At 73.0% G+C, this 11,936-nt stretch carries 8 protein-coding genes; 4 read left to right on the top strand and 4 right to left on the bottom strand.

Annotated elements, in window-relative coordinates:
* Positions 1 to 7 precede the first annotated feature (7 nt).
* On the bottom strand, positions 8 to 1,492 hold the full coding sequence (locus ACIPJY_RS16110; protein ID WP_400465746.1) for an aminopeptidase P family protein: 1,485 nt from the start codon (positions 1,490 to 1,492) through the stop codon (positions 8 to 10).
* Positions 1,493 to 1,560: 68 nt separating this feature from the next.
* On the opposite strand from ACIPJY_RS16110, the gene ACIPJY_RS16115 reads away from it, so the two are divergent.
* On the top strand, positions 1,561 to 2,433 hold the full coding sequence (locus ACIPJY_RS16115; RefSeq protein ID WP_400465748.1) for a PHP domain-containing protein: 873 nt from the start codon (positions 1,561 to 1,563) through the stop codon (positions 2,431 to 2,433).
* A gap of 84 nt (positions 2,434 to 2,517) precedes the next feature.
* Here the strand turns inward: ACIPJY_RS16115 and ACIPJY_RS16120 are convergent, their stop codons facing one another.
* Complete coding sequence (locus ACIPJY_RS16120) at positions 2,518 to 4,020, bottom strand: DEAD/DEAH box helicase (RefSeq protein ID WP_400465751.1); 1,503 nt, start codon at positions 4,018 to 4,020, stop codon at positions 2,518 to 2,520.
* 83 nt (positions 4,021 to 4,103) lie between these two features.
* Here ACIPJY_RS16120 and ACIPJY_RS16125 point away from each other — a divergent pair, with 83 nt between their 5' ends.
* Complete coding sequence (locus ACIPJY_RS16125; RefSeq protein ID WP_400465754.1) at positions 4,104 to 4,820, top strand: ferritin-like fold-containing protein; 717 nt, start codon at positions 4,104 to 4,106, stop codon at positions 4,818 to 4,820.
* A 53-nt stretch (positions 4,821 to 4,873) separates the two neighbouring features.
* On the opposite strand, the gene ACIPJY_RS16130 is transcribed toward ACIPJY_RS16125, so the two are convergent.
* Positions 4,874 to 5,191: a hypothetical protein gene (locus tag ACIPJY_RS16130; protein ID WP_400465757.1), complete on the bottom strand. Its 318-nt coding sequence runs from the start codon at positions 5,189 to 5,191 to the stop codon at positions 4,874 to 4,876.
* A gap of 7 nt (positions 5,192 to 5,198) precedes the next feature.
* On the bottom strand, positions 5,199 to 5,420 hold the full coding sequence (locus ACIPJY_RS16135) for a DUF3107 domain-containing protein (protein ID WP_400465759.1): 222 nt from the start codon (positions 5,418 to 5,420) through the stop codon (positions 5,199 to 5,201).
* 104 nt (positions 5,421 to 5,524) lie between these two features.
* On the opposite strand from ACIPJY_RS16135, the gene ACIPJY_RS16140 reads away from it, so the two are divergent.
* On the top strand, positions 5,525 to 8,680 hold the full coding sequence (locus ACIPJY_RS16140) for a PD-(D/E)XK nuclease family protein (protein WP_400465762.1): 3,156 nt from the start codon (positions 5,525 to 5,527) through the stop codon (positions 8,678 to 8,680).
* A complete protein-coding gene (locus ACIPJY_RS16145) occupies positions 8,677 to 11,922 on the top strand; it encodes an ATP-dependent DNA helicase (RefSeq protein ID WP_400465765.1) in 3,246 nt (1,081 codons plus the stop codon). Before ACIPJY_RS16140 ends, ACIPJY_RS16145 begins: the two co-directional genes overlap by 4 nt.
* The last annotated feature ends 14 nt before the right edge of the window (positions 11,923 to 11,936 follow it).

Genomic DNA, 11,936 nt, shown 5'->3' on the forward strand with positions numbered 1-11,936 from the left:
GCTCAGGCTAGCGCCCGGTGCGGGCGATCCACCCCTCCACTTCCGAGGGGGTCCGGGGGATGCCGATCGACAGGTTCTCGGCGCCGTCCGCGGTCACGAGGATGTCGTCCTCGATGCGGACACCGATGCCGCGGAAGTCCTCCGGGACGGTGAGGTCGTCCTGCTGGAAGTACAGGCCGGGCTCGATCGTGAACACCATGCCCGGCTCGATGACGCCGTCGATGTACATCTCACGCCGCGCCTTCGCGCAGTCGTGGACGTCGAGACCCAGGTGGTGGCTCGTGCCGTGGACCATGTAGCGGCGGTGGAACTGGTTGTCCGGCTGCAGCGATTCCTCGGCGGAGACCGGCAGGAAGCCCCACTCGGCCGTCTTCCGCGCGATGACCTCCATCGCGGTGGCGTGCACCTGGCGGAAGGTGATGCCCGGCTTGACGATCGCGAAGGCGGCGTCGGCGGCTTCGAGGACGGCCTCGTAGACGAGGCGCTGCACGTCGGTGAACGTGCCGCTGACCGGCAGGGTGCGGGTGATGTCCGCCGTGTAGAACGAGTCGACCTCGACGCCGGCGTCGATGAGGATCAGGTCACCGGGCTGCACGGCGCCGTCGTTCCGGGTCCAGTGCAGGATGCAGGCGTGGTGCCCGGACGCGGCGATGGTGTCGTACCCGACGGTGTTGCCGTCGGCGCGCGCACGGCGGTTGAACGTGCCCTCGACGATGCGCTCCCCGCGGGGGTGGGCGAGCACCGCGTCGAAGTCGGCGATGACGTCGTCGAACCCGTGCTTGGTGGCGTCGACGGCCTTGCGCAGCTCGTTGACCTCGAACGGGTCCTTCACGAGGCGGAGCTCGGAGAGGTCGCGGGCCAGGACGTCGTCGGAGGCGGGAACTTCGTCAGACGCAGCCAGACCGCCGACGGGTGAGCCGATCCGGTCGTCGAGCGCCCGGGTGAGGTCGACATCGGCGTCGCGGACCACGAGCACGGTGTCGTCGAGGGCGTCGGCGACACCGGCGAAGTCGCCGAGGTCGGCCGTCGCGATGCCGAGGTCGGCTGCGACCTCGGCCAGGGAGGGACGCGGCCCGACCCAGAACTCGCCGATCTCGGGGTTCGCGTAGAACTCCTCGGAGTCGCGGCCGGCGGTGGCGCGGAAGTAGAGCGTGGCGTCGTGCCCGGAGCCGTTCGGGGTCATCACGAGGACGGAGCCGACGACCGTGTCGGTGCCCCAGCCCGTGAGGTGGGCGAACGCCGAGTGCGGGCGGAACGGGTAGTCGCAGTCGTTCGAGCGGACCTTCGCCTGCCCGGCCGGCACCACGATCGTGCGGCCCGGGTGGAGCTCGGAGATGCGGGCCCGACGCGCGGCGGCGAACGTCGCTTGCTCGCGGGCAGCGGGGACGGGACGGTCCCGCTCGGCCCACTGGGACCCGATGAAGTCCTTGAAGGTCGAGGAGCCGGGGGTGGTGGAGCGGTTGCTCGTCGCGCGGGGAGTCGTGTCGGCCATGCCCCCATCATCGCACCGCGCCAGCGCCCCGGCCTGTGCACCCGCTCACCTGTGGATAGCATTGGGCCGTGCCCGACCCGTTCATCGACCTGCACGCGCACTCGAGTGTCTCCGACGGCACCGAGCCGCCCGCCGCGCTCGTCCGGGCCGCAGCCGCCGCCGGCCTCGACGCCGTCGCGCTGACCGACCACGACACCACGTCGGGCTGGGCCGAGGCGTCGGCCGCCGCACGCGAGCTGCCCCTCACCCTGGTGCCCGGGCTCGAGCTGAGCACCCGCGTCGGCTACCGGAGCGTGCACGTCCTCGGGTACCTCGTCGACCCGGACGACCCCGCCCTCGTCGCCGAGACCACCCGCATCCGCGACGGCCGGCTCTCCCGAGCGCGCCGCATGGTCGAGCGCATCGGGCAGGACCACCCGATCACCTGGGACGACGTCATCGCGCAGGCCAGCCCCGGCGCGACGATCGGCCGTCCGCACATCGCCGACGCGCTCGTCGCCCGCGGCCTCGAGTCCGACCGCAGCGCCGCGTTCCGGGGCATCCTGCACCCGGCGTCCGGCTACTACGAACCGCACGAGGCGCCGACACCGCTCCGGGGCGTCGAGCTCATCCGGGGCGCCGGCGGCGTGCCAGTGATCGCGCACCCGGCCGCGACGTCGCGGGGCATCGTCATCGACGAGCCGGCCCTGCGCGAACTCGTCGACGCCGGGCTCGGCGGCCTCGAGGTCGACCACCGCGAGAACCTCGCCCACGGCAAGCGCACCCTGCTCGAGTGGGCGGACCGCTACGGCCTGTTCGTCACGGGCTCCAGCGACTACCACGGCACCGGCAAGCCGAACCGGCTCGGCGAACACCGCACGGCCCGTGGCGCCTTCGACGCGATCCTCGGTCAGGCCACCGGCAGCACGCCGGTCGTCGGCCCGGGCTCGCGCCTCGCCTGACCTGTCACCGCCGCGACCGGGCAGACGTCGTGGGGACGACGAAGGGCCCGTCGCGTCAGCGACGGGCCCTTCGTCCTGGAGGCGTTACTCGCCGTCCGACGCCGGCTGCGGTGCCGAGGCGGTCGCCTCGCCACCGGTGCCGGCCCCGCGACGACGGCGCCGGCGACGGCGCTTGGTGGCGGAGCCGTCACCGTCCGTGCTGTCCGGACCGGTGCTCTCGGCCTTCGGCGCGGAGTCCGCAGCCTGCGCTGCGGAGCGATCCGGGCCTCCGGTGCGGGTGCGACGACGCGGACGCGAGTCGCTGGACTCGCCGGGACCGTCGGACTCGCGCGCCGCACGCGGCTGTCGGGGCGGACGCGCACTGCTGCGCTCCGGCGTACCCGCCGTGGCGGCGTGCGACGAGGAGCCGGGGAGACGGCCCTTCGTGCCCTTCGGGATGTCGAGCTCCTCGAAGAGGTGCGGCGACGACGAGTAGGTCTCGACGGGCTCGGGGATGCCGAACTCGAGGGCCTTGTCGATGAGCGTCCACTTGTGCAGGTCGTCCCAGTCCACGAACGTGACCGCGATGCCCGTCTTGCCCGCGCGGCCGGTACGACCGGCGCGGTGCAGGTACGTGTCCGGGTCGTCTGGGATGGTGTGGTTGATCACGTGCGTGACGTCGTCCACGTCGATGCCGCGCGCCGCGACGTCGGTGGCGATGAGCACGTCGCGCTTGCCGGCCTTGAACGCCGCCATCGCGCGCTCGCGCTGCTCCTGGTTGAGGTCGCCGTGCACCGCTGCGGCGTTGAACCCGCGGTCCTTCAGCTCTTCGACCAGCTTGGCGGCCGCACGCTTGGTGCGCGTGAAGATCACCGTCTTGCCGCGGCCGTTGGCCTGCAGGATGCGGGCGATGACCTCGTCCTTGTCGAGCGAGTGCGCGCGGTAGATGAGGTGCTTGATGTTGGCCTGCATGAGGCCCTCGTCCGGGTCCGTGGCGCGGATGTGCACCGGACGCGTCATGAAGCGACGGGCGAGCGCGACGATCGGCGCCGGCATGGTCGCCGAGAACAGCATCGTGTGGCGCACGTCGGGCACGGCCTGGAAGATCCGCTCGATGTCCGAGAGGAACCCGAGGTCGAGCATGCGGTCGGCCTCGTCGAGGACGACCTCTTGCACGTGGGAGAGGTCGAGCAGTCGCTGCCGCTGCAGGTCGATGAGGCGCCCAGGGGTGCCGACGACGATCTGCGCGCCGGCCTTGAGCTGCTCGATCTGGCCCTCGTACGCCTTGCCGCCGTAGATCGAGACGATCGTGGTCGGGCGGTTCGAGGTCGCGAGTTCGAGGTCCTCGGTCACCTGCACCGCGAGTTCACGGGTCGGGACGACCACGAGGGCCTTCACGCCGTGCGCGGGGTCGGCGCCGAGGCGCTGGATGAGGGGGAGACCGAACCCGAAGGTCTTGCCGGTCCCCGTCTTGGCCTGGCCGATGATGTCCTGGCCGGTGAGGGCGAGCGGGATCGTCTGCTCCTGGATCGGGAAGGGCTCGATGATGCCCTTGCCGGCGAGCGCATCGACGATGTCCTGCTCGATGTTGAGGTCTGAGAAAGTCAAAAAGGTCACCCTGTCCTATCGGGGAGTCCGAACCAGTCTACCGGCGCGCGGAGCGGGCGGGTCGTTCCCCCTATGCTGGAGGCGTGGTGTCGTGGTGGAACCGGAAGCGCGCGGCGCAGCTCGCAGCAGCATGGCTCGCGTCGCGGAACCCGAAGAACGCCGCCCAGGTGGAGCGTCTGCAGCTCGACGACGTCAGCCCCGAGCTCGACGTCTACCTCGGGCAGGCCGCCTACCTGCAGCTCTCGCTGTACGAGACGATGGGGCGCGCAGGGGCATCGGCGCCGACCCTCTCCGGACGGCTGGTGACGGGCGTGCTCGCGACGACCGCGCTCGATCGGCACCGGTCGATCGTCGCCGAGATCGAGCGGACCGGGGCCGACCCCGCCGAGCTGATGGCCCCGCACCGGGAAGCCATCGACCTGTTCCTCGAGCGGACGAGCGGTGCCGACTGGTACGAGTCGATGCTGACGGGCTACGTCACCGCCGGCATCCTGAACGACCTCTTCGCGAACCTGCTCCGGTCGCTGCCGAACGACGTGCAGCAGCGGCTGCAGGGCGTGTTCGACGCACGAGAGGAAACGGCCGTCGTCGAGGAGCTCAGCGCCCGGATCGAGGAAGAGCCGCAGGTCTCGTCGCGCCTGGCGATGTGGGGCCGGCGGCTCGTCGGGGACACGCTGCTCGTGGCCCGGTCGGCGCTGGCGTCCCACGCACGACAGGACCAGTCACGGCTCGAGCCGGTCTGGACCGAGCTGATCGCGACGCACACCCGGCGGATGGACGCACTCGGCCTGACGGCCTGAGCGGGGTGACGGCCTGAGCGGCTCGTCCCACGCGGGCCGGTCGGCCCGATGGGTCAGGCGCCGCGTGCCGCTCCGGCGCCGCCGCGGTTCTTGACGCTCTCGTAGAAGGCCGCGTCGTTCGCGGTGCGACGCCGGCCGAGCAGCCACTCCGCCAGGAGCGCGACGACCCCGGCACCGACGAGTGCGACGACCCAGATCCAGGTGGCGTCGTACTGCCAGCCGGCCCAGGTCAGGACCTCCCAGAGGACGGCTGCGGTGATGCCGCCGGCCGTCGGACCGAGGAGCTGTCCGCGCGTGGAGCGCCAGGGCAGCAGGACGTGTGCGATGGCGCCACAGATCACGCCGCCGAGGACAGCGAAGAGGAGTTCCACGCCGGTGTTACGCGACGAAGCCGATGCGGCGGGCCTCTTCGGAGCCGAACTCGACGTAGGCCAGCGCTGCGGCGGCGACCACGTACTTGCGGCCCTTCTCGTCCTGCAGCGCGAGGTGCGTCTGGGATCCGAGCGCCTCGGAGACGGCCTTCTCGATCTCCTCCGCGGTCTGCTTCGTCTCGAAGGCGATCTCGCGCGGGCTGTTGATGATGCCGATCTTGATGTCCACGTGGCCACCATATCCGAGCGGTGTCCGCCGAGACCGTCCGTTCGCCTTGGGCGCACGGCCCGTCGGTCGCCCGGGATGTCGGTCGCGCTCGGTACGGTACGCAGGTGCCCACGACCACGCTGACGCCAGCACCCGCGCCGACGCACGTGTCCCGTGCGCTCGTCGCGGATCCCGGACAGCAGGCCGTGCTCGACCTGGCCGACGGGGTGCACGCCGCCGTGTTCGGCGCACCGGGCACCGGCAAGACCTCGACGCTCGCCCGCCTGGTCGCCGCTCGGCTCCGGCGTCCCGACGCGATCACCCCGGACGGCCACGCGACGGTGCTCGCACTGACGTCCTCGCGCACCGCCGCGACCGCGCTCCGCGACCACCTCGCCGCGACCGTCGAGCGGGTCACACCGGGTGCCCTCGCCCGGACCGTGAACTCCCTGGCGTTCCAGATCGTCGCCTTCGCGGCCGCCGCGCAGGGCCAGCCCGCACCGACGCTCCTCACCGGCGGCGAGCAGGACCGCATCCTCGCCGACCTGCTCGCCGGCCACGAGACCGACGGCACCGGGCCGGACTGGCCGCAGCCGATCACCGCAGTCGTCCGGGAACGCGCCGGGTTCCGGACCGCGCTCCGCGACGTCATGATGCGCGCGGTGGCCGCCGGCGTCGAACCGGACGACATGCGCGAACTCGCGGATGAAAGAGGCCGGCCGGAGTGGCGGGCGGTCGGCGACCTCGTCGACGAGTACCGGGGAGCGCTGACGGCCTTCCGGACGACGAGCCTCGACGCCGCCGAGCTCGTGGCGTTCGCCACCGCCGCCGTCCTCCGCGGGGAGCTCCCGCCCGCGGTGGCCGCCCTGCGCCTCGTGGTCGTGGACGACACGCAGGAACTCGTCGAGGGGGAGATCGCACTCCTCGGCGCCCTGGCCCGTTCCGGCGTCCAGGTCGTGGCCTTCGGCGACCCGGACATCGCCGCGTCCGCCTTCCGCGGTGCCGAACCGGACGTCCTCGGCCGCCTCGCGTCCCGGCTCGGCGTCGCCCGGGTGCAGGACGTCGTGCTCGGGACCGTGCACCGGCACCCGGCGCCGATCCGGGCGCTGGTCAGCGGGATCACCGGGCGCGTCGGTGCCGCGGCCGCCGGACGCCAGCGGACCGCCGTCGCCCGCGACACCGACGGTCGGCCGGACTCCGTGCTGCACCTCGAGGGCGGCAGCCGGTCCGCGCTCGTGGTCGCCGTCGCTCGTCGGCTGCGCGAGCACCACCTGATGGACGGGGTCCCGTGGCACCGGATGGTGGTCGTGACCCGCAGCGGTGCGGCGATCCCGGAACTCGTCCGAGCGCTCTCCGTCGCCGAGGTCCCCGCCACCGCCGGCGCCGCACCGACCCGGCCCCGTGACGACTCCGCAGCAAGGTCGTTGATCGACGCCGCGGCGGTCTCGCTCGGGGTGCTGCCGCTCGACGCCGACCTCGCGACCGCGTTCGCGACCGGTCCCCTCGGCGGACTCGACACGCTCGCGATGCGGCGGCTCCGGCTCGCCCTGCGGCGCGAGGAACTCGCCGGCGGCGGCACCCGGACGGCCGACGAACTGCTCGTCGACGCGCTCGGCGCACCGGAGCGGCTCGCCACCGTCGACGCCGCGTTCGCCCGACGTGCCACCCGGCTCGCACGGAGTCTCGTCCAGGCCCGCACCGACGCCGACGCCGGTGCCAGCATCGAGGAGATCCTCTGGGGCCTCTGGGAGCGCAGCGGTCTCGCCGGGGTGTGGGGCGGACAGTCTCTCGCCGGCGGTGTCGGCGCCGGAGAGGCCGACCGACACCTCGACGCCGTGGTCGGGTTGTTCACGGCGGCGAAGCGGTTCGTCGAGCGCACGCCGGACGCCCCGGCGCGGGTGTTCGTCGACGACCTGCTCGGAGCGGACCTGCCCGAGGACAGCATCGGCCCCGACCGGACGGCCGGGCGTGTCCGGGTGCTGACGCCGTCCGCGACGATCGGTCTGGAGTGCGACGTCGTCGTGGTCCTCGGCCTGCAGGACGGCGTGTGGCCGAACACCCGGGTGCGTGGCAGCCTCCTCGACCCCGACGGACTCGTCCGTGCGGCCGAGGGCACCGACCAGGCGGTGGTGGACGACCGCGCCGCCGTGATCGCCGACGAGCTCCGGCTGTTCGCCAGGGCGGTGTCCCGCGCCACCACCCAGGTCGTCATCGCCACGATCGCCAACGACGACGAGGCACCGTCGCCGTTCGTCCGGCTCGTGCCCGTGCCGCCGGACCGCCAGCCCACCGCGCACCCGCTGTCCCTCCGCGGGCTCGCGGGCTCGCTCCGACGACGGGTGGTCGCGACGGGTGACCACGAGGCCGCGTCCGCACTCGCGCGGCTCGCCGAGGCCGAGCTCCCCGGGGCGTCCCCCGACGACTGGTACGGCACCGCGGAACCGACGACCGAGGACCCGCTCGTCGACCTCACGGTGGACGCCGTCGAGGACCCGGTCAGCGGCGAGCTCGTGCCGCCGACCGTCGGGGTGTCGCCGTCGCGGATCGGCACCTTCGAGGAGTGCCCCGTGCACTGGTTCGTGCAGACGTTCGGCGGCGGGGCACCGAGCCCGGCGATGGGCATCGGGACGATCGTGCACGAGGCCATGGAGCACGCGACCGAGATCGACGTCGAGTCGCTCTGGGAACGGGTGGAGTCCCGATGGGGCGAGCTGACGTTCGAGTCCCCGTGGATCGGCGACCGGGAACGCGCCAGGACCCGCCGGATGATCGAGGGACTGAGCGACTACCTGCGCACGTTCGCCAGCGCCGGACGACAGCTGCTCGGCGCCGAGACGTCGTTCGCGCTCGTCACCGGCCCGGCACGCGTGCGGGGCAGCATCGACCGGATCGAGATCGACCCGGACGGCCGTGTCAGCGTCGTCGACCTGAAGACCGGTCGGGGCATGCCGAGCGAGAAGAACGACATGCCGGAGCACCCGCAGCTCGGCGCCTACCAGCTCGCGGTGGAGGACGGCGCGGTCGAGGGCGTTCCGGCCGGGTCGCCGATGACCGATGCCCGGCTCGTGTTCGTGCAGAACCCGAAGGGCGGGCACGCGTACTCGGAGCGGACCCAGCACGCGTTCGATCCCGATGCGCGCGAGGCCTACCGGGAACGCCTGCACGAGGTGGCACGCGGCATGGCCGGACGCACCTTCGTCGCGAACGTGGACGACCACTGCGAGAAGGCCCGGACCGGTGTCGAGTGCCGCATCCACGTCGTCGGAGAGGTGACCTGGTGACCGACGAACTCCTCGAGGACGACGTCCTCGTCCGACACGGCGCCGACGCGATCGCCGACGCCCTCGGCCGTCCGCGTCCCACCGAGCAGCAGCGCGCCGTGATCGAGTCGCCCCTCGCCCCGGCGCTCGTCGTCGCCGGAGCCGGCAGCGGGAAGACCGAGACGATGGCGTCCCGGGTCGTGTGGCTGCTGGCCAACGGGCACGTCCGCCCGGACGAGATCCTCGGCCTCACCTTCACCCGCAAGGCCGCCGGTGAGCTCTCGATCCGCATCAACGACCGCATCCGCGCGCTCGAGGACGCCGGGCTGATCACCCCGGGCGACGCCTTCGAGGCCCCGACCGTGTCCACCTACAACGCCTTCGCGAACAGCGTCTTCCGCGAGAACGCGCTGCTGGTCGGGCGCGACGGCGAATCCCAGGTGCTGACCGAACCCTCGGCCTGGCAGCTGGCGCGTCGGGTCGTCGTCGCCGCGCAGGACGACCGGCTCGCCGGGCTCGACCGCAACGTGGACACCATCACCGCGGCGGTCGTCGCGCTCGCCGGAGCCGCGTCGGAGCACCTCGTCGAACCGGAGCGGCTCCGTCGCTTCGCGATCGAGTTCTCCGGCCTGCTCGAGCTCCCGGGCAACCGCGGGAAGCCGTACGCCGCGATCACCGCCGCCGTGTCCGCGATCGGCGCGCTCGAACCCCTGACCGACCTGGTCGAGGAGTTCCGCCGGCAGAAGGTGGACCGTGGGTTCGTCGAGTTCTCCGACCAGATCGCGCTGGCGCTCGCCGCAGCCGAGGCCGCACCCCGCGTGGTCGACGACCTCCGCGGGCGGTTCAGGGTCGTGCTCCTCGACGAGTACCAGGACACCTCGGTCGTGCAGACCCGGTTCCTCGCTCGGCTCTTCCACGACCACCCGGTGATGGCCGTCGGGGACCCGCACCAGTCGATCTACGGGTTCCGTGGCGCGAGTGCCGCGAACCTCGCCCGGTTCCCGCGGGACTTCGGAGCTGCGTCCGGCGGCGGCGCCACCGAGGCGCCGCGCACCTTCGCGCTCTCGACGAGCTGGCGGAACCCGGTCGACGTGCTCGCCGGCGCCAACGCCGTGGTCGCGCCCCTGTCCGCGGCGTCCGAGGTCGACGTCGAGCGGTTGTCGCCGCGGCCGGGCGCGGACGCCGGCGTCGTGCACGCGGTGTTCACCGAGACCCTGCCGGAGGAAGCCGCTGCCGTCGCCGCCTGGTTCGAGGACCACCGCCGACGGAACCCCGGCGGGTCGATGGCCCTGCTCCTGCGCGCCCGGAAGGACCTGGCGGCGTTCACCGGGGCGCTCGGTCAGCGCGGTGTGCCGTACCACGTGCTCGGGACCGGCGGGTTGCTGCAGCGACCCGAGATCGTCGACCTCGTGGCCTGCCTGCGGGTGCTCCACGACCCGGCCGCCGGCAACGACCTGATCCGGCTGCTCGCCGGTGCCCGGTGGCGGGTGGGTGCGGCGGACGTCGTCGCCCTGCACGCCCTCGCGCAGTGGCTGTTCAAGCGCGACCACACGCAGCAGCGCCTCGACGACGACGTCACCGCCGCCTTCCGCGCATCGGTGGCGGTCGGCGAGCACGGGTCGGTCGTGGACGCCCTGGACTTCGTCGCCGTCGCGCCGGACGAGCACGGCGCCCTGCAGGGGATCACCCCCGCCGGCCGCGACCGGATGCGCCGGCTCGGCCAGCAACTCGCCGCGCTCCGTTCCCGGGCCGCGGGCGACCTGGTCGACTTCGTCACCCTGGTGATCCAGGAGATGCACCTCGACATCGAGGTCGCCGCGCACGAGCAGGGGAGCGGGGCGTACCTCGACGCCTTCGTCGACGAGCTCGCCGGGTTCGTCGGGACGGACGACCGCGCGGACCTCGGCGCCTTCCTCGGCTGGATCGATGCCGCAGCGCGCCGCGACGACATGGGACCACGATCCGAGGAACCCGAGGCCGGGACCGTGCAGATCCTGACGATCCACGGGTCGAAGGGCCTCGAGTGGGACGCCGTCGCCGTGCCCCGGATGGTCGAGGGAGCGCTGCCGGCCCGCCCGCAAGAGGGCTCGTCGGGCTGGATCGGCTTCGGCCGCCTCCCGTACGAGTTCCGCGGCGACGCCGACGAGCTCCCGCGTCTCGACTGGCGCGGCCACGACGCCCAGAAGGACGTCACGCTCGCGATCGACGCCTTCAAGGACGAGGTGAAGGCCCGCAACGAAGACGAGGAACGACGACTGACCTACGTCGCGCTGACCCGGCCCCGCCACGAACTGCTGGTGAGCGGGTCGTTCTGGGCCGGTGGCGTGAAGCCGATGCAGCCGAGCCGGTACCTCGCGGACCTCGTCGAGGCGGGCGTGGTGTCGGCGGACCTGGTCCCAGAGACCACCGCCCACGAGGACAACCCCCTCGGCGACGCCGGTGCGACGCAGGAGTGGCCGCACGTCCCGTTCGGGGACCGGGCCCCGCGCGTCGCCGCCGCGGCCGACCGGGTCCGGAACGCCAACCCCGGCGCGGCCGGCCGGTTCGCCGCCGACATCGACCTGCTGCTCGCCGAACGCCGCGCCGCACGGTCCGCGAAGCACCGCGTGGTGGTCCCGCACCGGGTGCCCGCGTCCGGCTTCAAGGACTACCTGACCGAGCCGGACGCCGTCGCGGAGCGCCTGCGCCGGCCGATGCCCGAACGTCCCTACCGTGCGACCCGGCTCGGCACGCTGTTCCACCAGTGGGTCGAGCTCCGCGCGCGGTCGGGTGGTGCGCTGGAGACGCTCGGGTCGCCGGAGCTGCTCGACGTGTGGGACGGCGAACGCGACGTCGACCCGGACGAGTCGGCCGTGCCGGACGCAGCGGTGAGCGACGACGACGCCCGACGGCTCGGCGAGTTCCAGGCGACGTTCGCCCGGTCCCGGTGGGCGGGCCTGACCCCGGTCGAGGTCGAACGCGAGATCCACATCCCGTTCCTCGGGCACAGCGTCGTCTGCAGGCTCGACGCGGTGTACGAGATCGACGGGCGGATCGAGGTGGTCGACTGGAAGACCGGCAAGGCGCCGTCCGGGGCCACCGACCTGGAACGCCGGCAGCTGCAGCTCGCGCTGTACCGGGTCGCGTACGCGGAGTTCACCGGCCGCGCGATCGAGGACGTCGACGCGGTGTTCTACTTCGTGGCCGACGACCTCGAGGTCCGGCCGACCGAACTGCTCGACCGCGCCGGGCTGGAGCGCGCCTGGACGGCAGCGATCGGCTGACGGCAGCGATCGGC

The sequence above is a fragment of the Curtobacterium sp. NPDC090223 genome (genome assembly GCF_044746585.1).
Classification (GTDB): domain Bacteria; phylum Actinomycetota; class Actinomycetes; order Actinomycetales; family Microbacteriaceae; genus Curtobacterium.

Excerpts from the sequence above, each read along its gene's own strand:
- ACIPJY_RS16110 (WP_400465746.1), bottom strand. The coding sequence starts at position 1,492 with ATGGCCGACACGACTCCCCGCGCGACGAGCAACCGCTCCACCACCCCC.